Below are 24131 nucleotides of genomic sequence, written 5' to 3' on the forward strand. Positions count from 1 at the left end.
CATGGCAGAAAAACTGTTAGAAATCAAAAATTTGAAGCAGCATTTCCATACAGCAAGAGGAACTGTGAAAGCAGTTGACGGCGTTTCATTTGATATTTACAAAGGCGAAACACTTGGCCTTGTAGGGGAGTCTGGATGTGGTAAATCCACTACGGGCCGATCCATCATTAGACTTTATGATGCGTCAGATGGCGAGGTTCTTTATAAAGGGGAAAGTGTACACGGGAAGAAATCAAGACAAAAAATGCTTGAGTTCAACCGTCAAATGCAGATGATCTTCCAAGATCCATATGCCTCACTGAACCCTAGAATGACAGTGCTTGACATCATTGCAGAAGGCATCGACATTCATGGTCTTGCGAAAACAAAGCAAGCGCGTAAAGAGCGTGTGTACCAATTGCTTGAAACCGTTGGCTTGAACAAAGAGCATGCAAACAGATACCCGCATGAATTCTCTGGTGGTCAAAGGCAGCGTATCGGGATTGCCCGTGCATTAGCAGTTGAACCAGATTTTATCATCGCCGATGAACCAATCTCTGCATTAGATGTGTCGATCCAAGCGCAGGTCGTCAACTTAATGAAAGAGCTTCAAGAAGAAAAAGGCTTAACGTACTTATTCATTGCCCATGACCTCTCTATGGTAAAATACATCAGCGATCGTATTGGCGTGATGTATTTCGGAAAGTTGGTTGAGCTGGCACCAGCGAATGAATTATACGAAAATCCGCTTCATCCATATACAAAATCATTACTATCTGCGATTCCGCTTCCAGATCCTGATTATGAGCGTAACCGTAAACGAATCAAGTATGATCCATCTGTTCACAAAGGAACAAACACCGAGTTCCGTGAGGTGAAGCCAGGTCACTTTGTGAGCTGCACAGAGGAAGAATTCAAAGAGCTTCAGGCAAAACAATCATAAGAAGAAAGAAGCACTGCTGCGTCAGTGCTTCTTTTTTTATTTTACAAAAAAACAAGATGATGGTAATTTCTAGTTAACAACAAGTAGGTTCTAGGAGGAAATCAGATGCGATATGGATGACGTTCGCTACTCATTGTTTCATTTTCTGATCGTATTCATGCTTTTTTCAACGTCTTTTTTGAGGAAATCAAATGGAGGACAGTGGATGCTCGTGTTTATGGTGCTCATTGGCATTGTGTCTTTTTCAGTGGAATATATGCTTAACCGAAAGACAAGCAATCAGAAGCAGGAAGGACGGCGCATGAAGTATCTTTATTTCATCATGTTTCACATAGCGATGACACTCATCCTGTTTGTCTGTTTTCAACTACTCATGGACCGTTCGATATAAAACTTTTTTCTGTTGTTTGAAAAAAAGTGAAACTAGTGAAGGCTTTGCTGCGTCTTACTAGTACAGGCGTTTAAATAGCAGGAAATAGGGAATATTTAAGGAAGTGGTTCTTAACGATATCATAAGGAGCGGATCCATGAATTGGTATGAAAAGCTCAGTGAATACTTCCCGATAGAAGAAATGAAGTCAAAAGAGCATATGGAAGCTTTATTAAAGGAAAGAAGTGATATTTATCATAAGGAGGAAGGACCTCATCATGTAATGATGTACGCCGAATTTGATTCTTTCATCTTTATTGATTATTTATTTGTTTCCAGAGATGCAAGAGGTGAAGGCCTCGGATCAAAGCTCATTCATAAGCTGAAGGATAAAAAGAAACCGATCTTGCTTGAGGTCGAGCCTGTAGATGAAGATGATGCAGATACTGCGAAACGCCTAAAGTTTTACCAAAGAGAGCACTTCAAGCATGCAGAATCAATCGGTTATAAACGCAGGTCACTTGCAACAAATGAAGTGAACCGCATGGAAATCCTTTATTGGTCGCCTCTTACAGATAATGAGGAAGAAATGATGGAGGCTATGAGGAAGACCTATGAACGAATCCATACGTATAAAGATGAAGAATGGTATGGGCAGTCGTATGAGGATGTTGATGATGTATTGAAGGTCATTGAAAATAGAAAACAAAAAAATATTTTCGATCATCTCGACTAAATGAGAATGTTCAGACATCAAGCAGCACCACAAAATGAATGAAATTGTCTAGTTTTTGTCACAAAAATTGCAAGAAAACCTGTTCACACTTACTTTTTTATAGTATAATCACTATAAAGATTACTTATTTAGAACAATTTTAATTTAAGAATACAGATCAATATTCATTCTACAAATTGAGGAGTGAAGATTTATGGTAACATTATACACATCACCAAGCTGTACATCATGTAGAAAAGCAAGAGCGTGGTTAGAAGAGCACAATATTCCGTATCAAGAGAGAAACATCTTTTCTGAGCCTCTTTCAATCGATGAAATCAAAGAAATTCTTCGAATGACTGAAGACGGTACAGATGAAATTATCTCTACACGTTCAAAAGTATTCCAAAAGCTAAATGTGAATGTTGAGACAATGCCTCTTCAACAGTTGTATAAACTGATCAATGAGCATCCAGGTCTTTTAAGACGTCCAATCATCTTGGATGAAAAAAGACTACAAGTTGGCTACAATGAAGATGAAATTAGACGTTTCCTTCCAAGAACGGTTCGTACATTCCAACTAAGAGAAGCTCAGCGACTTGCTAACTAATTGAAAAACGAAAAGCTGCCGACCATTTGGCAGCTTTTTTTATTTGTTTTCAGCCGTTTGTTCGTAAAATAGGCTGGCTAAAATGACCATTATGACCGTTAAAAACGGGAGCATGAATTCAAGAGTCGCATGCTGAGCCATAAATTCATTCAATTTCACATCACGAACAATCATTTCACCGCCAGTAAAAGCCAAAAGAGCACTTCCTCCGTATAAAAGAAACGGGAATTTGGTTAAAGCGGCATGAATCAGCTTACTTCCCCAAATAATAATCGGTACTGAAATCATAAGGCCAAAAGCGGTCAGCAGCATGTTGCCTTTTGCCGCCCCTGCAACTGCAATCACATTATCAAGTGACATAAAGAGATCGGCAATCACAATGGTCTGAACCGCACGCCAAAGGGAGCCGCTGCTTTTAATGCGAATCGATTCTTTCTTTTGTTCAATTAACAAATTGTATCCTATATAAAGGAGAAAAAGCCCGCCGATAAATTGCAAATAAGGGATGGTCAATAAATATACTGCGGCACCTGTCATTGTAATTCTCATCAGCACTGCCAAAAGTGTGCCGATCCATATGGCTTTATTGCGTTTGTCATTTGACAAGCTACGACTAGCCATCGCAATGATCAACGCGTTATCTCCGCCTAAAATCAGATCTATGCCAATAATCATCAGTAAGGATACGATCCACTCTGTTTCCATCCATTTCACCTCATGTCTAATAGAGCTCGTACAACCAATATATGAAGACAATTCAAATATATGTTTCTGCAAGTTTTCTCTGCAAAAAATGCGTTTTTATTTCTTTTATTCATGTTTTATCATAAAATAGACAGTACGAAGTAATACCTCAATTCTTTAAACGGTTAACATGTAGACGGAACGGGTAAAGTGTAGTAAAGTACTATTAATTGGGAGCTTGTATGTCCCTTCAACATCTTATATAGAAGGGAAGGTTGGCAAAATGGAAATTGAAAGAATTAATGAACATACAGTGAAATTTTATATTTCCTACGGTGATATTGAAGATCGCGGATTTGACCGTGAAGAGATTTGGTATAATCGTGAGCGCAGTGAAGAGCTGTTTTGGGAAGTAATGGACGAAGTGCACGAAGAAGAAGAATTTGCAGTAGAGGGACCGCTTTGGATTCAAGTGCAGGCACTTGACAAAGGTCTTGAAATTGTCGTGACGAAAGCCCAACTTTCTAAAGATGGACAAAAGCTCGAATTGCCGATTCCAGAAGATAAAAAAGATCAAACAGACGAAGAAAGTCTAGACGCACTGCTTGATGATTTTCAAAAAGAAGAGCAGGATCAAGAAGACCATAATGAGAAGGACAAAAAACTTCAACTTCAATTTGTGTTGATAATGGATGACTTTGAAGATTTGATTGCACTTTCTCAATTAAATATGCAGGATTTTACCACAAGTTTATATTCGTTTGAAAACCGTTATTATCTATATGTTGACTTCCACGAGGATTTGTCAGATGAGCAAGTGGAGAATAAGCTCAGCATTTTGCTTGAATATGCTCATGAATCAGTGGTCAGCATTTACAGACTGAAAGAATACGGTCAGCTGATTATCGAAGGAAATGCCCTTGAAACGATTCAACAGCACTTCTCGTAACCAACAAAAGTCGATTTCTATAGAGGAATCGGCTTTTTTATCTGAATGAATAGGTAAATAAAGAGATCGGCAAGGAGAAAATGAAATGAGAAATTTAGTCAAAGTTCTATTTTTTCTTATCATTACGATAGGTGCTTATTTAGTCATTCAATTAATTGCCGGTGATTTAGCGGTAAGTGTATTAAGTTCTGTCAGTGTTCTATTCACTTTATCGATTATCTTCATCGGGTTTGTCATATTCTTGGAGAACCGGAATCCATCTCAAACGATAACGTGGCTTGTCCTGCTTGGTAGCTTTCCGTTATTCGGCTTTTTGTTCTACATTTTCTTTGGACGCAATATCAAAAAGCGCCGGCTGTTTGAAAAGAAAGCCATTCTGGACGAACAGTTAATCCAGGAAGATGAACATATTCATAGAGAAGCGATTGAGAAAATGACGCATATGGGTGATCATCAGCAGCTTTTATTTAAGCTGGCCCACAGACTTGGACATACCCCTATTACGTATCGCACGTCCTCTAAAGTCCTGACCAATGGAGAAGAAACATTCTCTCATATTTTTGAAGAAATCAAAAAAGCGACACATCACATTCATCTAGAATATTATATTCTCCGCCACGATGACCTTGGGCAAGAATTAAAGAATATTCTAATTGATAAAGCGAAAAATGGCGTGATTGTCCGCTTTTTATATGACGATGTAGGAAGCTTAAAGCTCTCTCGTCAATATATTGCTGACCTCGAAAAGGCTGGCGTTCAGATCGTTCCGTTTTTACCAGTCAGGCTCCCCCTGTTAAATAATAAAATCAATTTCCGAAATCACCGAAAAATTGTCGTGATTGATGGAGAAGTCGGATTTGTCGGTGGCCTGAACATTGGAGACGAATATATGGGCAGAAGCAGACAATATGGATTTTGGCGTGACACGCATTTGATGATTAAGGGTGAAGCTGTTCGTGATCTGCAGCAGATTTTCATGCAGGATTGGTACTATATGACGAATGAGAGATGCGCAGGTGTGGACTACTTCAAAGATTTCAGCCACATTGAGATTACAACAGAAGGCGTACAAATGATTGCTGGCGGTCCTGATAAACAGTGGGAGGTCATTAAAAATCTCTTTTTCTCCATGATCATCTCTGCCAAAAAGTCTATTTGGATCGCTTCACCATATTTTGTGCCGGATGATGATATTTTGTCTGCATTGAAAATTGCTGCATTAAGCGGAGTAGACGTACGGATTATTGCTCCGAAGAATCCAGATAAACGGATCGTCTTCCATGCGTCCCGTTCATACTTCCCAGAGCTTTTAGAAGCAGGGGCGAAGGTGTATGAGTATGATCAAGGCTTTATGCATAGTAAATTTATCATTGTGGATAGCGAGCTGGCTTCGATAGGAACGGCCAACATGGATATGAGAAGCTTTCATTTGAATTTTGAAGTGAATGCCTTCCTCTATAAAACGAAAAGCACAGAGAAGCTCGTCAATGACTTCTTAGGTGATTTAGAGCAGTCGCATGAAATTGTCCCAGAAGAATTTGCAAAGAGACCTTTAAGGGTAAGACTGTTTGAATCCACAGCAAGATTATTATCACCATTACTATAAAGATTGTATTTCCCCCCTTTTAATCAGGGGGTTTTTTCATTTTCCTCAGGAAAATATCAGTAAAATCATGTTTTGATACAATAAAATTTTATTTTGCTTATTCGCTCCCTAATAGACGAACAAGCTATAATACGGTCATCAAAGAGTAAGGGGCGAGCTGAATGAATACAGCGATCATGGATAATGGAAAGCTTATTCGAATTACACATCATTTATCAAAAAGCCGGCTGGAGCATGTAAGAACGACATGCAAATTTTATTGTCCTGAATGCAGGGAAGAGGTGCAATTAAAGCTTGGTGAACAACGTGTCTATCATTTTGCACATAAACAGCTGACAGCATGTCCTCTAGCCTCAGGCGAAACGGCTTATCATCAGGCGGGAAAAGAAGCCATGATGAATTGGCTTCAGCAGCTGGGACATAAACCGGTGCTTGAAAAGTATGTGTCAAAGGTTCATCAGCGTCCTGACGTGGCCGTCTCTATTGGGGGAACAAGCTATGCAATTGAATATCAATGTTCAAATATTACCCGGCAAGAGCTGCGTAAAAGAACAGCAGGTCTCCGTGAAGCGGGGCTCATCCCTATATGGGTAATAGGGGCAAATCGTTTAAAGCGAATATCTGCCCAGCTCTTTTCCTTCTCCTCCATTCATTGGGGAATGTTAAGGGAATCACAGAAAGCGAGTCTGATTTTTTACTGTCCGCTTCAGAATACATTCATTCATCTTGCTCAACTCCTCGTATTTCAACCAATGAAAATATGTGCCGCCATGACTGTCAGACCGCCAACAGCATACCGCGAACTTTCGGCGCTCCTATCTCCGCCCTCAAGCAAGCGTTCAGTCTACAAGCAATGGCTTAGATGTATACAGCAATTTAGGCAGCGGCCTCCTCGCATTTTATCAAATGAAAGCAAACGGTTGAGAGACGTTTTTTATGAGCATCATCAAACAGTTTTTCCTTTTCTGCCAACTGAATTATTTATCCCGCTGAAAGAAGCGTATATCTTCACAAGTCCCGTTTACGTCTGGCAGGGGTGTCTGTATGATTGGATAATGAGGAAAAAAGGAAACAGGCCAGTAACGATTCCACTGCTGATGAAAGAAATCAAGCGGTGTGTCCAGATGAAAGAAGTAAAGCTCCGATTTGGCGATATTTCAATAGAAGAAATAAAAGAGGTCATCACTGCATATGTTAAAGCGCTTGTCAGACAAGGGTTTTTACACATGACGAAAGAGGGTAATTATGAAGTAGCGTCGAATCAAATGCCAATACGAACAGTAGATGAAGCGTTCAAACGAGATGCTTTCTTATTTCATTAGCATGTTTCATGCCCACTTTGATCATGATAAGAAAAAGGTGGTGCTGCGATTGAATAGAAAGAAACGCTTTTTTCTCATTTTTTTAGTCTGTTTGGTATTTATTTCTGCATATGATTTGACAAATATAGTTCAAAACAAAGAAGATAAATACAACACCAATTTCTTTCACTTTCCGAAAGGTTGGTTCAACACAACTTATGCAAGGGGGATTCATATGACTTCACAAAGCAAAAACAACCATTTACCAGACAGAAGCGAAGTAAAAGAAGAAAACAAATGGCGTCTTGAAGATATTTTTGAAAGCGTCGATGCATGGAACAAGGAATTCGAAGCGGTCAAAAAAGAAATTCCTAAGCTAGCCCAATTAAAAGGTAAGCTGGCCCATTCTGCTGATGTACTGTATGAAGCCCTAACCTTTCAGGATCAGCTTTCTGAAAAGCTTGGCAAGCTTTATACATATGCGCACATGAAATACGATGAGGATACAACTAACTCATCATTTCAAGCGCTGAATGATAAAGCATCGAATTTATTTACACAGCTTTCTAGTACTTCTGCTTATATTGTTCCAGAGATTTTATCAATTCAAGAAGATAAATTGCAGCAGTTTATTCTGGAAAAGGAAGAATTAAAACTGTATTCCCATGCTCTCGAAGAAATTAATAAAGAGCGTCCACATATTTTAAGTGAGGAGCAAGAAGCTTTATTAGCTGAGGCCTCTGAACCTCTCTCAACTTCATCTACTACTTTTAGTATGTTTAACAATGCTGATATTTCGTTCCCTTCTGTAAAGGATGAAAATGGGGAAGAAAAGAAGATTACACACGGCAACTTTATCACATTTTTAAACAGTGATGACCGTGAAGTGAGAAAGAATGCCTTTAAAGCTGTGTATAAAACGTATGATCAGTATAAAAACACGCTTGCTTCGACACTGAGCGGTTCGATTAAAAAGGATAATTTTTATGCAAAAGTACGAAATTATAAATCGGCAAGAGAAGCGGCACTATCTAGAAACAGTATTCCAGAAGAAGTATATGATAATCTAATTGATACAGTTCATCAATATTTACCGTTATTACACCGTTATATTGAATTGCGTAAAAAGGTATTAAAGCTTGATGAAGTACACAATTATGACTTGTATACACCACTTGTAAAAGATGCTGGCATGAAACTAACCTACGATGAAGCAAAGGATTATATGCTAAAAGGGTTAGCACCATTAGGAGAAGAATATGTGTCCGTGTTAAAAGAGGGACTGAGCAATCGCTGGGTAGACGTTTATGAGAATAAAGGGAAACGTAGCGGTGCGTATTCATCTGGAAGCTATGGTACAAATCCATATATCCTCATGAACTGGCAAAATAATATTGATAATTTATTTACTCTGGCTCATGAATTTGGGCACTCTGTCCACAGCTACTATACAAGAAAGCACCAGCCATATCCGTATGGAAACTATAGCATCTTTGTAGCTGAAGTGGCTTCTACGACAAATGAAGCATTACTAGGCGAGTACCTGCTGAATCACCTAGATGATAAAAAGCAGCGTTTGTATGTGTTAAATCACTTGTTAGAAGGATTTAGAGGAACGGTATTCAGACAGACGATGTTTGCTGAGTTTGAGCATCTGATTCACGTGAAAGCGCAAGAAGGAGAGGCTTTAACGCCGGAATTTATGACGAACCTTTATTACGACCTGAATAAGAAGTATTTTGGAGAAGGCATGGTTGTGGATAAAGAAATCGGCTTAGAATGGACGAGAATTCCTCACTTCTATTACAACTATTATGTATATCAATATGCAACAGGCTATAGTGCTGCTCAGGCATTAAGCAAGCAAATATTAGAAGAAGGAAAACCTGCGGTGGAGCGCTACACAGACTTCCTTAAAGCAGGAAGCTCTGATTATCCAATCAATGTGCTGAAAAAAGCAGGTGTTGATATGGCTTCCAAAGAACCAATTGAAGCAGCATGTCAATTGTTCGAAGAAAAACTGAAAGAAATGGAAGAGCTCATCTCTAAAACGGGTGAGTAATGAAAAGACTTCTGTCAGACGTGTGAGTGGAAACTCATCTTTTGACAGGAGTTTTTTTCTCAAAAAAAAAGACCTCTTCGCATGTAGAGGCCGTTCCTTATCATCAACCTTTAAATCCCTTAAAGGTCTTCCGGTGGTTCATCCGATAAAGTGTAAAAAGTATTGCAGCAAATAAGAGTGGGGATGTGAAATAAAGAGGAAGCATTTTCATTAAGCCTAATATATTTAAAAAGAAACATAAGCCAATGGAAACAAGTCCAATGGTTGTGCTGCGCATGCAGATCCCTCCATTTTTTCGTTACTTTCACTATATGAAAGTGACAACCCTCTTATGTTTTGTGACAAAAATATGAACATATAGTATATCTGTTGTCATAAGTCGACAAAATTTGATATACTACAGATGTGAAATTAATCACATACAAACATTACCCCTTTGTTTGACCGTGAAAAATTTCTCCCATCCCCTTTGTTGTCGTTAAGACATAGTGAAACCGCGCTTATCCCGGCGCGGTTTCTTCGTGGTTTGAAAAAGAACAAATGTTCCCTTGGGGGATAAAGAAAAAACATGGGTCAGCACCCATGTTCATTCTCACAGCGATAGACATCAAGATCTGAATGATGATCATCTTCTTTATAGCGCCAAAACATTTCTTGATGTACTTGTACACGTTCTACTTTTTTAGCGAAAGCCAGCTTTTTCATTTCTCGTTCAACTTCTTCAAGTGTCAGGTCATAAACGACAGCAATCTCTTTTGCAGATGCAAATTGAAAGTAAGCAATAAACCATTCAATTGGAGGCCGTTCTGAAGGGGTTGGTTTTTCACCAATCATTTCAAAAAGGATTTCCTCGTATACATCATAAGAGTACGCACCTGAAATTTTTAATCCTTCATCTCCGTTTACTGTATTAAAAAAGGCGAATGTTGGAAGCTCAGATACGTCCATTTCAGCGGCAATTTTCATATCACATTTTAGTGCTTTGACAGCACTTTGAGAATGAATATCACGCTGGAATTCCTCGATGTCTAGTCCAGCGCTTTTTGCATTTTCTAGCAGCACATGTTCACTTGTCACATCTTGCTGATGGCAAAAAAGTGACTCTTGAATGAGACGCAGAAATTTCATTCCGCATTTTCTGCCTTGAAGTTCAGCCGCTTTTAATGCAAGTGAGGCGAGGTAGGGTGAAGTCACAATTTGTTCAGACAGCATTTGTTCTTTTTTGGTCTGAGTTTTGGTAGCAAATTTCCCCCATGCTTCGGTCAGTAAATGCTTTTTTCGTTTTCGATTCAATGCATTAATACTAGAACTTGTCACTGTTCGTAAAGTGAAAAAACGGCCGTACTTCATTTTCAATTTTTTAATGGATGGCTCTAATAACCAGCAGTCTGGGCTTAGAGGATCAATGAATACATAGATTTCAATCGGCTTTTGAGGATGTCCGTGACAGTGTGAGAAATATTGATCGTGCGGATTGCAGCTCAAGATCGTCCATCCTTTTCAGGTGTTTGATTGACCATATGACGAGCCGTTAGAGAAAGTCGCTCAAATAAAAAGTCACGAATATCGCCGGTTAGTCCTACTTGATCCATTGCATCCTCCATGCATTCAAGCCATGCGTCAGCCCGCTCCTCAGTAATTGGAAAAGGGAGATGTCTCGCCCGTAGCATAGGGTGGCCATGCTCCTCTGTATAAAGCGGGGGTCCGCCTAAATATTGCGTTAAAAACTGTTTTTGTTTTCTTGCTGTTTCTTTTAAGTCATCCGGGAAAATAGGATGAAGCAAAGGATGACACTTTACATTTTCATAAAAAGTATCAACAAGTTGCGATAGAAGTTCCTCTCCAACCGCTTCGTAAGGTGCGTTAAACGATTGTACCATGTTGACTACTCCTTTTACTCGTAGTTAATAGGATGAAGCGCCCTATTGTGAATTCATTTATTTCAAAAGTGATATTCAGTTTGTTCTATTTTATTGTTTCTATTCTTGTATACTTATTTTAACAACCTCAACTCAATTCCACAAACAAACCGCTTTGGTCTATTGAAATAAGGGGAGAGGCGGGTTCCGTGATCAATTGACCATATCATAACACATTCAGTCAAAAAAGGGTGAAAAGCGACATACAAAAAACCGAAGAGGTTATTCTCTTCGGTTTAAGCGAAATATTGAGCTGTGATTTTCTTTACATAATTTTGAGTTTCTTTAAATGGTGGAATGCCTCCGTATTTATCAACATTCCCTGAGCCTGCATTATAAGCAGCTAAGGCAAGTGAGACATTTCCATTATATTTCTGAAGCATTTGTTTGATATACTTCGTGCCGCCTTCAATGTTTTGGGCCGCATCAAAGGCATTATTCACGCCAAGTGACTTAGCAGTGGATGGCATGAGCTGCATGAGGCCAAGTGCTCCTGCATGGCTGACCGCATTCGTACGATAGCCGGATTCTTGTTTGATGACCGCATGAATCAGTTTCTCTGGAACTCCATGTTTTTGAGCCATTTGTGACACGATTTGATTAATTTCTTTTGATGATGAGCCGCTTGTAACAGCCTGTTGAAGTGGCGGCGTGTTGCTGTTGTTTAAGACATTCCCAATGCCATTCGCTGTATTCAATTGAGCGTCATTTGCATATGAAGATTGAGATTGAAGCTGCTCATTGCCAGCGATAGCAGACAAATATGGGTTTGTACGCGCGTATTGTGTGTTCGGTGCCGTTGATGGGTCCGTTCCCATAAATGCAGAAATAGAAAGCGGCAGGCGTGATAATTCTGATCCGCCTAAAAAATCTTGCAGCAGCGACTGAAATGAAGCTTGTGCATTCGATTCTTGGCCGGCCGGCATTTGCGTTTGTCCAGGGTCTGATTGTAACGTTTTAAGCGCTTGGAGCTGCATAAAGGATTGAAGTTGATTGACGTTCATCATGTTCCTCCTTAAAGGAATTCATCTATTCTGTGTTTTCATTTTCTCTTCATAAAAACGTACGACTTTGTTTTTCGTGTTTCGTACAGGGATTTGGAATTTTTGGAGCAATGCGGAGAATACGGCTTGTCCGATTTCCAGGTCGCTCACTTCAAATTCAAGTTCATAGTCCTCTACTGTTAAATATCGGCTGTAATCCAAAACAATTAAGCCTTCTTTGATCATTTTTTCAGCTCTCGACGTTTCAAGTGAACCAAAATATACAATTTGATCCTTTTGAATGTTCAGATGGTCTAACCTGTCAGCCACTTCGCCTTCTGGCAGCTGAAAATCGTCAAGGTTTGAAGGAGGAGCGATCGTTTGGTGGGTTTCGAGCAAGCCTAATTCGTGTGGTTCCTTTAACGTGAGAACCCACTGACCGTCTTTTTCTCTCATTCTTAGTGCAGCGAATTGAGATTTTATATCAAATTGAGGTGTATCAAGGTAATAGTTGGTTTGCGTGTGAAAATCCGAATCCTTCAATTGAAAATGCTGTTTCAGCTGTTCAAATTCTTCTTTCATTAACAATTGCTTTAGTTCTATTTCAATTTCCTGTGCCATTTTGACATCAACCTTTCATTTAGAGGAAATATGATTATTGTACATGAAGTGTGTTCATCATGTAAAAGACTGTTTTTATCTCATATTTCTCTTTCCACATGTGCCAAAATAAATGGAGAATCATGTGAAAGGATCATTTATAAGAAGAAAATAGGATTTTCTCAAAAAGTTCGGTTTATCAATATTGAACTTGATATGATAAAATAAAGCTGTACTTTGTTGTAAAGGAGATCATGATGCAAAATCGAATTGAAATCACAGAAGCAACTTTAAAAGAAGACAGGCTGATTTTGACGACCAAGTCAGGAGAGCAAATCCAAAAAGCAAAAGCATCAGGACAAGTGCTTGTTGATTCTGATCACTTTGCGTTCGTTTACATACTTGAAAACGAGGAGTCCTTTTCGTATCTTATCTTAGGGGAACATACATGGGCTCCATTAAAAGAAGCAATGAATCTTGACATCCCTGTCTATTTGGCAGCGGAAGAATATTCGTTAGAACTCATTCAGCTTCATCAAGAATTACATTATTTAATCGACAATATTAAAGACAATGCCAATTACGGAGATATGGAAGAGAAAGTGAAGAGCACATTCCTCTGAAATAATTAGGTATATGGAATTGGGGGAAGTTTCATGGACAAAAAACAATGGGATCAATTCCTCGCACCGTATAAACAAGCAGTCGAAGAATTAAAAGTGAAACTAAAAGGCATTCGAAAGCTGTATGAATTCGAGGATGACCATTCACCAGTAGAATTTGTCACAGGCCGCGTGAAGCCCGTTGCCAGCATATTAGAAAAAGCAAAGCGTAAAAACATCCCGATGCATGAAATCGAAACGATGCAGGATATTGCCGGGCTTCGCATTATGTGCCAGTTTGTAGAAGACATACAAGTCGTGAAAAAAATGCTCCAGTCACGAAAAGACTTTGTGGTTGTTGATAAACGCGACTATATTGCTGAGCATAAAGAAAGTGGATACCGTTCGTACCACCTTGTTGTGTTATATCCGCTGCAAACGATCAACGGAGAGAAGCAGCTCCTCGTCGAAATCCAAATTCGTACACTTGCGATGAACTTTTGGGCGACCATTGAGCATTCTCTGAATTATAAATATAGCGGGAATATCCCGGAAAAAGTCAAACTGCGCCTTCAAAGAGCTTCTGAGGCAGCATCTCTTCTTGATGATGAGATGTCTGAAATCAGAGGGGAAATTCAAGAAGCACAAGTGGCATTTTCCCGGAAAAAGAAAAACGATAGCTGAGCCTGAGCTTGATCAAATATGATGCTGCCCTCTCATAGCAGCAAGGTGGAAAAGGAGAAGAATTCATGAAATTTGCAGTTTCTTCGAAAGGGAATTCTGTTTCTGACACACTCAAAAATAAAATTCAGACCTACTTATTGGATTTTGGGATGGAACTCAATGAAGAGGAGCCGGACCTTGTCATTACGGTCGGTGGAGACGGCACCCTTCTTTATGCGTTTCACCGTTATAGCGACCGTCTGAATGAAACAGCTTTTGTCGGTGTTCATACAGGTCATCTTGGTTTTTATGCTGACTGGGTGCCAAGTGAAATTGAAAAACTCGTCTTGGCTATTGCGAAAACGCCTTATCATATTGTGGAATATCCGATCTTAGAAGTCATTGTCAGATACAACGACGGCGGCAGAGAAGAGAAATATTTAGCTATGAATGAATGTACCATTAAAAGTATGGAAGGGACGCTTGTGGCAGATGTTGAAATTAGGGGTCAGCTGTTTGAAACATTCAGAGGTGACGGTCTTTGTCTGTCTACACCGTCTGGCAGTACAGCCTATAATAAAGCACTTGGGGGCGCCATTATTCATCCTTCCATTAGAGCCATTCAGCTGGCAGAAATGGCTTCAATCAACAACAGAGTGTTTCGAACGGTCGGTTCACCGCTTATTTTGCCAGACCACCATACTTGTGTCATAAAACCGATGAATGATGTCGATTTTCAGGTAACCATTGATCATTTAACGCTGCTTCATAAGGACGTTAAATCCATTCAATGCCGGGTGGCAGACGAGAATGTCCGTTTTGCCCGATTTAGACCATTTCCGTTTTGGAAAAGGGTGCAAGATTCCTTTATCGGAAAAGGAGAATAAGAAAGAGGTCGTTCTCGCTGGAATACTTTACGCTAAACAAAATCATGACAGCCAAAGAAGAAGGGCTGCTTTTAAAGGATTATTTAATAGATCTTGGCATTTCGAAAAGAATGCTGACGGATATTAAATTTGATGGCGGTGATCTCCTCATTAATGAAGAGCATGTGACTGTGAGATACAAGCTGCATGAAGGGGACAGGCTCACCATTTTATTCCCGGAGGAAAAAGTGAGTGAAGGGCTGAAGCCTGCTCCGATTCCACTTGATATTTTATTTGAGGATGAGCATGTCCTTGTGCTGAATAAAAAGCCATATATCCCGTCCATTCCTTCTCGGGAGCATCCAGAGCACAGTATTGCGAATGGATTACTGCATCATTATGCAGAGCAGTCTGTTCGGCTGACGGTTCACTTGGTGAACCGTCTTGATCGTGATACATCTGGCGTCATGCTTGTGGCCAAGCATCGCTTTGCCCACAGCCTTTTATCAAAAGCGCAGAAAAGTGGAGCGGTCAAACGAACATACAGAGCGTTTACACATGGCATGATCTCAGAAAAGCGCGGCACTATTCGGGCAAAAATTGCTCGAAAAGGAGATAGTATCATCGAGCGAATGGTCGATGATACTGGACAGGAAGCCGTGACGCATTTTACAGTGCGAGCGGTGGACGCTGAGTTGAACATGTCAGATGTGGCTCTAGCACTTGAAACGGGGAGAACACATCAAATTCGTGTTCATATGAAGTATCTTGGTCACCCGCTCATCGGAGATACGCTATATGGCGGAACGAGTGAGCGGATGAACCGGCAGGCACTGCATAGTGAGACTCTTGTCTTTCCTCATCCGATGACTGGAGAGGAAATGACATTCTCAGCTCCACTTCCAGAAGACATGAAATCATTGCTGATTTAAATAGAGAAACCCGGCTATCTGCAAGCGCAGGACCGGGTTTTTTTATGATGTGAAATGCTGAAACCTTGAATCGTCATAAGGCATAGAGGAAGGAACAGAGACCGTTTCAAGCTCAGGATATGTGAGGGCAGACAGCTGATGGCCAAATACGCAGCCTGTATCAATATTGACGGTTCTGCCAACGAATCGGGGTTCTTTCACTGGTGTATGTCCGTATACAATCCACGGTTTTCCGCGATATTCCTTTGCCCAATCCTTCCGCACAGGCCGTCCATCCGGCCACGTTTCTCCTGTGACTGCGCCAAATAATAGATAGGATCGCATCTGTTTGTTCGGCTTTCTTCCAATGTCCTTTTCCTTCATCGCTGCATGAGCAATAATCAGCTCATCAGGAATGAGCACATCATAAAGCGGAGCCTTCTCAAATAGCTGCTTAAATTCATGTGACAATTTGGTTTGTTCATGAAGGGGCAGCTTTTTAATTTCGTTCACTGTGGTTTCGATGCCATGAAGTAATTTCACGGGATTTCCTTTCAAATAGCGATAAAGCTTAAAGCAATGGTTGCCAGGTACGTAGCGGATCGCGCCGTGTGCGTAGGCATGAATGACAAATCGCATCACATCTACTGACTGAGGGCCTCGATCTGTTAAATCACCGACAAGGGCTAGCGTTCTCTTATCAGGATGGACGGGTAATCCATGTTTGAGTTCGTATCCTAGTTTGTGTATGAGGGTAAGTAGCTCTTCGTAGCAGCCGTGGATATCACCAATGATATCAAATTTCATAAAATTTCCTCCTGATCTTTCTTATCCATTCATCGGGGTTAAAGAAGTTTGAATTTTAGAACATATAACGAATGGCTTTCTTTTCATTTAGTCAATTGTTAGAATCAATGCTTTAACGTAAACCTTAAAAGATTAAACATCAATGTTAGGAGGCTTTAGCCAATGGAGCATACATCTGTTTCATCACTCGTTGTCGTTATTATTGTCGCCTTTTTCACCCCACTTTTATTGCACCGATTTAAGCTGACCATTCCGGTCGTTGTTGCTGAAATCATCATGGGGCTCATCATTGGAAAAAGCGGTCTTCAACTGGTAGTTGAACATGATGCATGGTTAGATACGTTATCCATGCTCGGTTTTATTTTTCTGATGTTTTTAAGTGGACTTGAAATAGATTTTTCTTCATTTGAGTCAAAGAAGAAAGCACGAGAACTGCCAAATGGTCTAAAAGAACCAAATACGTTTAAGGCAGCCACGATTATTTTTCTTGGCGTATTTAGTATTTCTTTTATCCTGTCCTATGCGTTTGTGCTTGCAGGGTTTATCCAAAATGCCTTTTTAATGACGCTCATTATATCGACCATCTCATTAGGGGTCGTGGTTCCAACCTTAAAAGAGGAAAAGTTGATGCAGACGAATATTGGTCAAATCATCTTGCTTGTCGCCGTCATTGCTGATTTGGTGACGATGATTTTACTTGCTGTGTTTTCCTCCATTTATGGCGATGGTACAGGGAATATGTGGCTTCTGCTCTTATTATTTGCTGCGGGCATACTTCTTTATTTATTTGGCCGCGTATTTAAGACAAAGTCAATTTTTCAGTCCATGTCAAAAGGGACCGTGCAAATTGGGACAAGGGCGATCTTTACTCTCATTATAGTCTTAGTTGCCTTATCTGAATCACTCGGTGCTGAAAATATTCTTGGGGCGTTTTTAGCGGGCGTACTCGTGTCCCTTCTTTCGCCGAATAAAGAGCTTGTCCAGCAGCTGGATTCATTTGGCTACGGCTTTTTGATCCCCATCTTCTTTGTGATGGTCGGAGTGGATTTGAATATATGGGCACTGTTCAAGGACCCAACCATTATGATCATGATCCCGCTGCTGTTTATTGCATTACTGATTAGTAAGCTCATCCCGATTCTCTATTTGAAAAAATGGTATGACATGAAAAAAGTGATCGGCTCTGGCTTTTTATTAACATCGACGTTATCGCTCGTCATTGCAGCTGCGACGATCGGGGAGCGGCTCGGAGTGATCGATCATAAAATGTCTGGAGCACTGATTCTAGTCGCGGTACTCACGAGTATTTTAACGCCTGTTTGGTTTAAAGCGCTGTTTAAAAAAGAACAAGCTGCGAGCCATAAAAAACGTGTGACCTTTATTGGTGCCAATCAGCTGACCTTACCTGTCACACTTGATTTACATCAGGATGAATATGATATTCGGATTTTGCATGTCTTTCAAGAAAATAAAGAAACGCTGCTTGCTGACTCCATCTTTGAAGTCGAATCAATTGAAGAGTACGACGATGAGACGCTGCGAAAGGCAGGCGTTGGCCAGGAGGATGTCCTCGTCGTCGCAACAGGCAGTGAGACGAAAAATAAGGAAATTGCTTTATTTGCAAAGGAAGAAGGAGCGAAACAAGTCATTGCTAGTGTCAACAAAGCTGAGACAGAGCTGACATTGAAGGAAGCAGGCATTGATACGTTTTCTAATTTCCTATCATCTAAAACGGTGCTAAGAGCCTTGATTGAAGCACCGGATGCGATTCGATTATTAACAAATGAGGATACTTCTTTGTATCAAATTCAAATGAACAATCATCGTTATCACAATGTCATGCTGAGGGAATTTCCGTTTACCGGTGATTTGGTCTTTGTCCGTATTTTCAGAGGGGTAGACAGCTTAGTACCACATGGAGATACGACGCTTAGAAACGGCGACCGTGTGCTTGTGTCAGGCTCTCGTGAGTATGTGGCAGGACTAAGAGCCCAATTAGAGTAAGAATGAACCCTTGACCAATGAACAATTCCTGATTAAGATAGAAGTACAACATCATATATTTGATCCACTAGGGGAGTCCTTTAAAAGGGCTGAGATAAAAGTGTCGACTTTTAGACCCTCATTACCTGAACAGGTTCATACCTGCGTAGGGAAGTGGTGCGGTTTTTGACTATGCTTTTTACAAATTCCAAGCCACTTTCCACGCGGAAAGTGGCTTTTTTATATGGAAAAACAGGAGGAGAGGAACATGACGTTTTCAACTGAATGTAAAGAAGCAGCAGCAACATGGTGGAATGGAAGCTTTACACACCCCTTTGTGAAAGGGATTGGAGATGGCACGCTGTCACTCGATCGTTTCACGTATTATGTGATGCAGGATTCATATTATTTAACTCATTTTGCAAAGGTGCAAGCATATGGAGCGGCGATTAGTGAGGACTTACATACGACTGGCAGAATGGCGTATCATGCGCAGGGTACGTATGAAGCAGAGCTGTCGCTGCATAGAAAGTTCACAGAGCTTTTGCAGATTTCAGATGAAGCCATTGAGAACTTTAAGCCTTCTCCCACTGCTTATGCGTATACCTCTCATATGTACCGATCTGTGAAAAGCGGACGATTTGAAGAGATATTAGCGGCGTTATTGCCGTGCTACTGGCTTTATTATGAGGTGGGTGAAAAGCTGAAACAAACCACACCTGACCATCCGATTTATCAGGAATGGATTTTGACATATGGAGGGGATTGGTTTAAGGAGCTCGTCTTTGAACAGGTCAACCGCTTTGATGAACTAGCCGAGAAAGCGTCAGAACATGTACGAGCTAATATGAAAGAAAATTTTGTGATTTCAAGCTATTACGAATACCATTTCTGGGAGATGGCGTATCAAAAAGAAATGTGGCAAACAGCATGCTTAGATGGGGTTGGTGCAAATGGAACTCCACGCAGTGACAAATGATTCGCTTCCTGTGGATAAACTGATCAAACAAATAAAAGCCATCGCACCTGAAGTGGATTTTATTCATATCCGGGAACGGTCTAAAACAGCAAGTGAGCTTGTTGATCTCGTGAAAAGACTCCTTTTAGAAGGTGTACCGAAAGAGAAGCTCGTCATTAACGACAGAGTAGACGTTGCACTGCTCACCAATATTCACCGGGTGCATCTCCCGGGCCATAGCTTTTCGCCAAAAGAGCTGCGGCAAAAATTCCCTCACCTTCATGCGGGTGTCTCTGTTCATTCGATAGAAGAAGCGAAAGCAGCGGAGAAAAATGGAGCAGAGTATGTCATGTTTGGGCACGTATATGATACCACTTGTAAACCAGGACTTCAGGCAAGAGGCCTACAGCTTGTGAAAGAACTGACATCTACACTGTCTATTCCAGTGGTGGCGATCGGTGGACTGACACCTGACCGCATTCCAGAATTGAGACACGCGAATGTGAAAGGGATTGCTGTCATGTCTGGGATTTTTACTCATCATCAGCCGCGCATGATGGCGCAAGCATTTTCTAAACAGGTAAAGGAGCATCCTTATGAAGAAGCATTATGATGTTGCAATCATTGGTGGTGGAATCATAGGGATGTCCATTGCCTATCACCTTGCAAAAGCAGGAAAGCAGGTCATCTTACTTGAGGCGAATGAGGTAGGGAAGCAAACGACAAGTGCGGCTGCTGGGATGCTCGGTGCACATGCTGAAGGAGAGGGTCATGAGGATATTTTTTTTCAAGCAGGCAGAGCAAGCCAGGCATTATACGAGAAGTTAAAAGTCGATCTAAAGCATGAATCTGGCATTGATATTCGGACATCAGCGGGCGGTATCATGAAGGTAGCCTTTACAGAAGAAGAGAAACAAGCACTTTGCCGGATGCAGCGTTTGTCTACATTTGAGTGGCTGGACGCAAGCAGCGTAAAAAAATGCATGCCTCAAATGGCAGATAACATCTTAGGAGCAGGTTTGATTAAAGAGGATGTTCATGTCGAACCTTATGCGGTATGCCGGGCATTTTGGCAGGCGGCGGTTCGGTACGGGGCAGATGTGAAAGAGTGTACACCTGTAATTGAAGTGAAGCGGGAGAAAGAAGCGTTAGCGATTAGAACAACGAAGGGAACATTCACATGTGATGATCTGACTGTAGCGAGTGGTGTATGGTCTGGCCGTTTTTTTGAAGAGCTTGGATTATCTCATTCTCTTTATCCAGTAAAGGGGGAATGTGTGTCTGTATGGAATAATGGTCCAGCACTCGCACACACCATTTACCATGATCATTGTTATATCGTTCAACGGGATAGCGGAAAACTGGTCGTTGGCGCAACGATGAAGCCAAACGAGTGGCAGGCTGTGCCAACGCTTGGCGGCATCGAAGCTGTGATTCAAAAGGCGTCTCAGCTTATGCCTTCGATCAAGGAGATGCCGATTGATCAGTGCTGGGCTGGTCTTCGTCCGGCGACAACTGACCGGCATCCCTACATCGGAAGACATCCAGAAGATCAGCGTATTCTTTTTGCTGCAGGACATTACAGAAATGGCATTTTACTTGCCCCGATTACTGGAGAGATCATTCGCGACCTGATATTAGGTGAACCGGTCAAAAAGGAATGGCTTCACGCATTTCGCATTGGCCGAAAGGAGGCACTGTTTGTATGAAAATTCAATTGAATGGCAGAATCGTTGATTTCGATCAAGAGAATGGAACGATCTATGATCTTCTATCAGCCTATCAGCTTGAAAATCGAGTAGTGATCGTGGAAAAGAACCAAGAAATCATTGATAAAGAAGCGTTTCAACAAGTAGAAATTCAACCAAATGACACGATTGAAATCGTTCACTTTGTAGGAGGAGGATGACAACATGCTGCACATTGGCGGAAAAACATTCACATCAAGATTATTACTTGGTACAGGGAAGTATCCATCATTTGAAGTTCAAAAAGAAGCCGTGAACGTATCAGAAGCAGAAATTTTAACCTTTGCTGTGAGAAGAATGAACATTTTCGAAGCATCTCAGCCTAACTTTTTGGAGCAGCTTGATTTATCAACATATACGCTGCTTCCGAATACAGCTGGTGCAAGTACAGCGGAAGAGGCAGTTCGTATTGCTCGTTTAGCGAAGGCTTCTGGACTGTGTGACATGATCAAGGTAGAAGTCATTGGCTGCTCAAGATCTCTTCTGCCAGATCCAGTCGAAACGTTAAAAGCATCGGAAATGCTACTCGAAGAAGGGTTTATCGTGCTGCCATATACATCTGATGATGTGGTACTGGCGAGAAAATTAGAAGAGCTTGGAGTCCATGCCATCATGCCGGGTGCGTCACCAATTGGTTCAGGGCAAGGCTTACTAAACCCTCTGAATCTCTCATTTATTATCGAGCAGGCGAAGGTACCGGTGATTATTGATGCTGGTGTAGGCTCTCCAAAGGATGCAGCTTATGCAATGGAGCTAGGGGCTGACGCTGTATTACTGAATACAGCTGTATCAGGTGCAAAAGACCCTGTGAAAATGGCAAAAGCCATGAAGCTGGCGATTGAATCAGGAAGACTAGGCTTTGAGGCAGGACGGATTCCTTTGAAAAACTACGGGACAGCGAGTAGTCCGCAGGAAGGAATGCCGGCATTTTGAGCACACGTTATTCACGCCAAGAGCTCTTTCAGCCAATCGGCACAGAGGGGCAAAAGCGGTTAAATGACTCAAAGGCTGTCATTATTGGTGCAGGAGCGCTTGGAACAGCTAGTGCTGAAATGCTCGTTCGTGCTGGCGTTGGATCTGTCACCATTTTGGATCGAGATTATATTGAATGGAGCAACCTTCAGCGTCAGCAACTTTACACGGAGCAAGATGTACAGGATCGACTGCCAAAGGCTGTGGCGGCTGAAAATAGACTCAAGCAGATAAACAGTGACGTGCATGTCAAAGGAATTGTCATTGATGTGACCGCTGAACATATTGATGAACTTGTCAGCGGGGCTTCGATTATCGTGGATGCAGCGGATAATTTTGAGGTGAGGATGATTGCAAATGATGCTGCTGTCAAACATCAGATTCCATTCCTTTATGGAGCCTGTGTAGCCAGCTATGGTATTCAATTTACTGTCATTCCTGGTGAGACGCCATGTTTACACTGCCTACTTGAACATTTACCCTCACAAAGCATGACCTGTGATACAGCTGGTATCATTAGTCCAGTGGTGCAGCAGGTGGCGGCATATCAAGTGGCAGATGCCCTTAAATATTTAACAGGCCATCAAGTGACGCCAATTTTAAGATCCTTTGATTTATGGACCAATGAACGATCTGACATCCGATCAGCCAGCTCCTTAAAGAAGAAGCAATGTCCAAGCTGTGGGCTGAAGACATATCCATTTCTCTCCTATGACAAGAGAGCGAAGGCAGATGTACTATGCGGCCGCAATACGGTCCAAATCCGCAGTGCTGCTGAAATCCCGCCGCCATTACACGAAGTGGCTCTCCGCTTAAAGAAAGCAGGAATGGATGTGCTTGAAAATCCGTATTTACTTTCTTGTCAAAAGGATGAATATAAACTTGTTTTATTTAAAGATGGCAGAGCACTTGTCCATGGTACAAATGATATGGCCAAAGCGAGAAGCATTTATCATCAATGGATAGGCTAATGAAAAGGAATGATAAAATGACGATCAAAAAGGCGTTAACAATCGCTGGTACAGATTCTAGCGGCGGAGCAGGCATTCAAGCAGATTTGAAAACCTTTCAGGAGCTAGGTGTGTACGGAATGTCTGCAATCACAGCGATAACAGCGCAAAACACACTTGGTGTTCATGGTATTTACCCTCTTTCAATCGAGGCATTAAAAAGTCAAATAGATGCAGTCGCAGAAGACTTGCTGCCAGATGCCGTCAAAACAGGAATGCTGTGGAGTGCCGAAATGATCAATACGGTTGCTGGAAAAACGGTTCAATATGAGATGAAGCTGATTGTCGATCCAGTCATGATCGCAAAGGGAGGTGCCTCTTTATTAAATGAAGATGCGGTCTCTGCGTTGAAAACACATTTGCTACCTGTCAGCTATGCCGTAACGCCGAATCTTCCTGAGGCAGAAGTGCTGACAGGCATGCGGATTCAGACAAAAGAGGATCGCTATCAAGCAGCGGAGCGTCTATATGAGCTCGGCACGAAATATGTTGTGATCAAAGGCGGCCACGGTCCCTCTGGCGGTATGATAACAGACCTGTTGTATGATGGAAAAGGCTTTATAGAAGTCACAAACGAACATATTGATACCCCGCATACACATGGCACAGGCTGCACGTTTGCAGCGGCATTAACAGCTGAAATAGCGAAAGGATACTCCATGAGGGAGGCCTTTGAAACAGCAGAAACCTTTGTCCATGAAGCCATCAAATTCCCTTTGAATATTGGAGCTGGACACGGACCTACCAACCATTTTGCTTATCAGCAAAATAGGGTCAAAAAGAGATGAACCGTCTTCACTTGCGAGGACGGTTTTTTGATGAAGAAAAACTTTCTTTCGGCGGAAATTGTCATTCTCTCATGATCTGTGATAATATTATGATCAGGTACT

The 24131-nt window shown here is 41.3% G+C and carries 27 protein-coding genes, 1 pseudogene and 1 riboswitch; of the genes and pseudogenes, 21 read left to right on the plus strand and 7 right to left on the minus strand.

All coding sequences use genetic code 11. The annotated features are described in order from the left end of the window. Position 1 precedes the first annotated feature (1 nt). The 4 genes from C6W21_RS01280 (at position 2) to spxA (ending at position 2617) form a co-directional block, all read left to right on the plus strand. The gene (locus C6W21_RS01280; RefSeq protein WP_106049011.1) at positions 2 to 922 is read left to right on the plus strand and encodes an ABC transporter ATP-binding protein; all 921 of its coding nucleotides are present in this window, start codon (positions 2 to 4) and stop codon (positions 920 to 922) included. Positions 923 to 1127: 205 nt separating this feature from the next. Next, complete coding sequence (locus tag C6W21_RS01285; RefSeq protein ID WP_223249504.1) at positions 1128 to 1313, plus strand: hypothetical protein; 186 nt, start codon at positions 1128 to 1130, stop codon at positions 1311 to 1313. Between the two features lie 136 nt (positions 1314 to 1449). Continuing rightward, complete coding sequence (locus tag C6W21_RS01290; RefSeq protein ID WP_106049013.1) at positions 1450 to 2028, plus strand: GNAT family N-acetyltransferase; 579 nt, start codon at positions 1450 to 1452, stop codon at positions 2026 to 2028. A gap of 193 nt (positions 2029 to 2221) precedes the next feature. Then, positions 2222 to 2617 (plus strand): transcriptional regulator SpxA, encoded by a 396-nt coding sequence (spxA, locus tag C6W21_RS01295; RefSeq protein ID WP_003211421.1) that lies wholly within the window; start codon positions 2222 to 2224, stop codon positions 2615 to 2617. Between the two features lie 39 nt (positions 2618 to 2656). Here the strand turns inward: spxA and C6W21_RS01300 are convergent, their stop codons facing one another. Beyond that, entirely contained in the window at positions 2657 to 3322 is a 666-nt protein-coding gene (locus C6W21_RS01300; RefSeq protein WP_106049014.1) for a TerC family protein, read from the minus strand. 175 nt (positions 3323 to 3497) lie between these two features. Here C6W21_RS01300 and C6W21_RS19425 point away from each other — a divergent pair. From C6W21_RS19425 to pepF, 5 genes and pseudogenes are all read left to right on the plus strand, one after another. After that, positions 3498 to 3618 (plus strand): annotated as a pseudogene (locus tag C6W21_RS19425) (hypothetical protein); the annotation flags it as partial. After that, positions 3585 to 4250 (plus strand): adaptor protein MecA, encoded by a 666-nt coding sequence (mecA, locus tag C6W21_RS01305; protein WP_106049015.1) that lies wholly within the window; start codon positions 3585 to 3587, stop codon positions 4248 to 4250. The pseudogene C6W21_RS19425 and the gene mecA, both read left to right, overlap by 34 nt. 85 nt (positions 4251 to 4335) lie before the next feature. After that, positions 4336 to 5856: a cardiolipin synthase gene (gene cls / locus C6W21_RS01310; protein ID WP_106049016.1), complete on the plus strand. Its 1521-nt coding sequence runs from the start codon at positions 4336 to 4338 to the stop codon at positions 5854 to 5856. A gap of 161 nt (positions 5857 to 6017) precedes the next feature. After that, on the plus strand, positions 6018 to 7178 hold the full coding sequence (locus tag C6W21_RS01315; protein WP_106049017.1) for a competence protein CoiA: 1161 nt from the start codon (positions 6018 to 6020) through the stop codon (positions 7176 to 7178). A gap of 214 nt (positions 7179 to 7392) precedes the next feature. Beyond that, positions 7393 to 9219: an oligoendopeptidase F gene (gene pepF, locus C6W21_RS01320; protein ID WP_317615072.1), complete on the plus strand. Its 1827-nt coding sequence runs from the start codon at positions 7393 to 7395 to the stop codon at positions 9217 to 9219. Between the two features lie 103 nt (positions 9220 to 9322). Here the strand turns inward: pepF and C6W21_RS19145 are convergent, their stop codons facing one another. The 5 genes from C6W21_RS19145 to C6W21_RS01340 all read right to left on the minus strand — a co-directional run bounded on the left by C6W21_RS19145 (position 9323) and on the right by C6W21_RS01340 (position 12742). Then, positions 9323 to 9496 (minus strand): hypothetical protein, encoded by a 174-nt coding sequence (locus C6W21_RS19145; protein WP_223249505.1) that lies wholly within the window; start codon positions 9494 to 9496, stop codon positions 9323 to 9325. Positions 9497 to 9792: 296 nt separating this feature from the next. After that, entirely contained in the window at positions 9793 to 10704 is a 912-nt protein-coding gene (locus tag C6W21_RS01325) for a ClpXP adapter SpxH family protein (RefSeq protein WP_106049018.1), read from the minus strand. Further along, complete coding sequence (locus tag C6W21_RS01330) at positions 10701 to 11099, minus strand: globin domain-containing protein (protein WP_008355333.1); 399 nt, start codon at positions 11097 to 11099, stop codon at positions 10701 to 10703. The genes C6W21_RS01325 and C6W21_RS01330 overlap by 4 nt, the downstream gene beginning before the upstream one ends. Before the next feature lie 275 nt (positions 11100 to 11374). Further along, positions 11375 to 12142 (minus strand): lytic transglycosylase domain-containing protein, encoded by a 768-nt coding sequence (locus C6W21_RS01335; protein ID WP_106049019.1) that lies wholly within the window; start codon positions 12140 to 12142, stop codon positions 11375 to 11377. A gap of 21 nt (positions 12143 to 12163) precedes the next feature. Next, positions 12164 to 12742 (minus strand): CYTH domain-containing protein, encoded by a 579-nt coding sequence (locus C6W21_RS01340; RefSeq protein ID WP_106049020.1) that lies wholly within the window; start codon positions 12740 to 12742, stop codon positions 12164 to 12166. A 236-nt stretch (positions 12743 to 12978) separates the two neighbouring features. Here C6W21_RS01340 and C6W21_RS01345 point away from each other — a divergent pair, with 236 nt between their 5' ends. From C6W21_RS01345 to C6W21_RS01360, 4 genes are all read left to right on the plus strand, one after another. Continuing rightward, positions 12979 to 13344, plus strand: a complete 366-nt coding sequence (locus C6W21_RS01345) for a UPF0738 family protein (protein WP_106049021.1) — start codon at positions 12979 to 12981, stop codon at positions 13342 to 13344. A 33-nt stretch (positions 13345 to 13377) separates the two neighbouring features. After that, a complete protein-coding gene (gene yjbM, locus C6W21_RS01350) occupies positions 13378 to 14007 on the plus strand; it encodes a GTP diphosphokinase (protein ID WP_003211990.1) in 630 nt (209 codons plus the stop codon). Positions 14008 to 14072: 65 nt separating this feature from the next. Beyond that, positions 14073 to 14873, plus strand: a complete 801-nt coding sequence (locus tag C6W21_RS01355) for an NAD kinase (protein WP_060596013.1) — start codon at positions 14073 to 14075, stop codon at positions 14871 to 14873. Positions 14874 to 14917: 44 nt separating this feature from the next. Beyond that, positions 14918 to 15784, plus strand: coding sequence for an RluA family pseudouridine synthase (locus C6W21_RS01360; RefSeq protein WP_106049022.1), 867 nt, complete (start codon positions 14918 to 14920; stop codon positions 15782 to 15784). A 42-nt stretch (positions 15785 to 15826) separates the two neighbouring features. On the opposite strand, the gene prpE is transcribed toward C6W21_RS01360, so the two are convergent. Then, positions 15827 to 16570 (minus strand): bis(5'-nucleosyl)-tetraphosphatase PrpE, encoded by a 744-nt coding sequence (gene prpE / locus C6W21_RS01365; protein ID WP_106049023.1) that lies wholly within the window; start codon positions 16568 to 16570, stop codon positions 15827 to 15829. Between the two features lie 162 nt (positions 16571 to 16732). On the opposite strand from prpE, the gene C6W21_RS01370 reads away from it, so the two are divergent. The 8 genes from C6W21_RS01370 to thiD all read left to right on the plus strand — a co-directional run bounded on the left by C6W21_RS01370 (position 16733) and on the right by thiD (position 24029). Continuing rightward, positions 16733 to 18574 carry a monovalent cation:proton antiporter family protein gene (locus tag C6W21_RS01370; RefSeq protein WP_106049024.1) on the plus strand — a complete coding sequence of 614 codons (1842 nt, stop codon included), beginning with the start codon at positions 16733 to 16735 and terminating at the stop codon, positions 18572 to 18574. A gap of 59 nt (positions 18575 to 18633) precedes the next feature. Next, positions 18634 to 18743: riboswitch (TPP riboswitch) on the plus strand. A gap of 78 nt (positions 18744 to 18821) precedes the next feature. Next, the gene (tenA, locus tag C6W21_RS01375; protein ID WP_106049025.1) at positions 18822 to 19532 is read left to right on the plus strand and encodes a thiaminase II; all 711 of its coding nucleotides are present in this window, start codon (positions 18822 to 18824) and stop codon (positions 19530 to 19532) included. After that, positions 19507 to 20124 (plus strand): thiazole tautomerase TenI, encoded by a 618-nt coding sequence (tenI, locus tag C6W21_RS01380; RefSeq protein WP_106049026.1) that lies wholly within the window; start codon positions 19507 to 19509, stop codon positions 20122 to 20124. The genes tenA and tenI overlap by 26 nt, the downstream gene beginning before the upstream one ends. Further along, positions 20108 to 21220, plus strand: coding sequence for a glycine oxidase ThiO (gene thiO, locus C6W21_RS01385; protein WP_106049027.1), 1113 nt, complete (start codon positions 20108 to 20110; stop codon positions 21218 to 21220). The genes tenI and thiO overlap by 17 nt, the downstream gene beginning before the upstream one ends. After that, positions 21217 to 21420 (plus strand): sulfur carrier protein ThiS, encoded by a 204-nt coding sequence (thiS, locus tag C6W21_RS01390; protein WP_106049028.1) that lies wholly within the window; start codon positions 21217 to 21219, stop codon positions 21418 to 21420. The genes thiO and thiS overlap by 4 nt, the downstream gene beginning before the upstream one ends. A 4-nt stretch (positions 21421 to 21424) precedes the next feature. After that, on the plus strand, positions 21425 to 22192 hold the full coding sequence (locus tag C6W21_RS01395; protein ID WP_106049029.1) for a thiazole synthase: 768 nt from the start codon (positions 21425 to 21427) through the stop codon (positions 22190 to 22192). Beyond that, entirely contained in the window at positions 22189 to 23202 is a 1014-nt protein-coding gene (locus C6W21_RS01400) for a thiazole biosynthesis adenylyltransferase ThiF (RefSeq protein WP_106049030.1), read from the plus strand. The genes C6W21_RS01395 and C6W21_RS01400 overlap by 4 nt, the downstream gene beginning before the upstream one ends. Positions 23203 to 23219: 17 nt before the next feature. Beyond that, on the plus strand, positions 23220 to 24029 hold the full coding sequence (gene thiD / locus C6W21_RS01405) for a bifunctional hydroxymethylpyrimidine kinase/phosphomethylpyrimidine kinase (protein ID WP_106050185.1): 810 nt from the start codon (positions 23220 to 23222) through the stop codon (positions 24027 to 24029). The last annotated feature ends 102 nt before the right edge of the window (positions 24030 to 24131 follow it).

The sequence above is a fragment of the Bacillus sp. NMCN1 genome (assembly GCF_002998085.1).
Taxonomy (GTDB): Bacteria; Bacillota; Bacilli; order Bacillales; family Bacillaceae; genus Bacillus.

Coding starts and splice junctions, on each gene's coding strand:
- C6W21_RS01280 (WP_106049011.1), top strand. CDS start 2: ATGGCAGAAAAACTGTTAGAAATCAAAAATTTGAAGCAGCATTTCCAT.
- C6W21_RS01285 (WP_223249504.1), top strand. CDS start 1,128: ATGCTCGTGTTTATGGTGCTCATTGGCATTGTGTCTTTTTCAGTGGAA.
- C6W21_RS01290 (WP_106049013.1), top strand. CDS start 1,450: ATGAATTGGTATGAAAAGCTCAGTGAATACTTCCCGATAGAAGAAATG.
- spxA (WP_003211421.1), top strand. CDS start 2,222: ATGGTAACATTATACACATCACCAAGCTGTACATCATGTAGAAAAGCA.
- C6W21_RS01300 (WP_106049014.1), bottom strand. CDS start 3,322: ATGGAAACAGAGTGGATCGTATCCTTACTGATGATTATTGGCATAGAT.
- mecA (WP_106049015.1), top strand. CDS start 3,585: ATGGAAATTGAAAGAATTAATGAACATACAGTGAAATTTTATATTTCC.
- cls (WP_106049016.1), top strand. CDS start 4,336: ATGAGAAATTTAGTCAAAGTTCTATTTTTTCTTATCATTACGATAGGT.
- C6W21_RS01315 (WP_106049017.1), top strand. CDS start 6,018: ATGAATACAGCGATCATGGATAATGGAAAGCTTATTCGAATTACACAT.
- pepF (WP_317615072.1), top strand. CDS start 7,393: ATGACTTCACAAAGCAAAAACAACCATTTACCAGACAGAAGCGAAGTA.
- C6W21_RS19145 (WP_223249505.1), bottom strand. CDS start 9,496: ATGCGCAGCACAACCATTGGACTTGTTTCCATTGGCTTATGTTTCTTT.
- C6W21_RS01330 (WP_008355333.1), bottom strand. CDS start 11,099: ATGGTACAATCGTTTAACGCACCTTACGAAGCGGTTGGAGAGGAACTT.
- C6W21_RS01335 (WP_106049019.1), bottom strand. CDS start 12,142: ATGAACGTCAATCAACTTCAATCCTTTATGCAGCTCCAAGCGCTTAAA.
- C6W21_RS01340 (WP_106049020.1), bottom strand. CDS start 12,742: ATGGCACAGGAAATTGAAATAGAACTAAAGCAATTGTTAATGAAAGAA.
- C6W21_RS01345 (WP_106049021.1), top strand. CDS start 12,979: ATGCAAAATCGAATTGAAATCACAGAAGCAACTTTAAAAGAAGACAGG.
- yjbM (WP_003211990.1), top strand. CDS start 13,378: ATGGACAAAAAACAATGGGATCAATTCCTCGCACCGTATAAACAAGCA.
- C6W21_RS01355 (WP_060596013.1), top strand. CDS start 14,073: ATGAAATTTGCAGTTTCTTCGAAAGGGAATTCTGTTTCTGACACACTC.
- C6W21_RS01360 (WP_106049022.1), top strand. CDS start 14,918: ATGACAGCCAAAGAAGAAGGGCTGCTTTTAAAGGATTATTTAATAGAT.
- prpE (WP_106049023.1), bottom strand. CDS start 16,570: ATGAAATTTGATATCATTGGTGATATCCACGGCTGCTACGAAGAGCTA.
- C6W21_RS01370 (WP_106049024.1), top strand. CDS start 16,733: ATGGAGCATACATCTGTTTCATCACTCGTTGTCGTTATTATTGTCGCC.
- tenA (WP_106049025.1), top strand. CDS start 18,822: ATGACGTTTTCAACTGAATGTAAAGAAGCAGCAGCAACATGGTGGAAT.
- tenI (WP_106049026.1), top strand. CDS start 19,507: ATGGAACTCCACGCAGTGACAAATGATTCGCTTCCTGTGGATAAACTG.
- thiO (WP_106049027.1), top strand. CDS start 20,108: ATGAAGAAGCATTATGATGTTGCAATCATTGGTGGTGGAATCATAGGG.
- thiS (WP_106049028.1), top strand. CDS start 21,217: ATGAAAATTCAATTGAATGGCAGAATCGTTGATTTCGATCAAGAGAAT.
- C6W21_RS01395 (WP_106049029.1), top strand. CDS start 21,425: ATGCTGCACATTGGCGGAAAAACATTCACATCAAGATTATTACTTGGT.
- thiD (WP_106050185.1), top strand. CDS start 23,220: ATGACGATCAAAAAGGCGTTAACAATCGCTGGTACAGATTCTAGCGGC.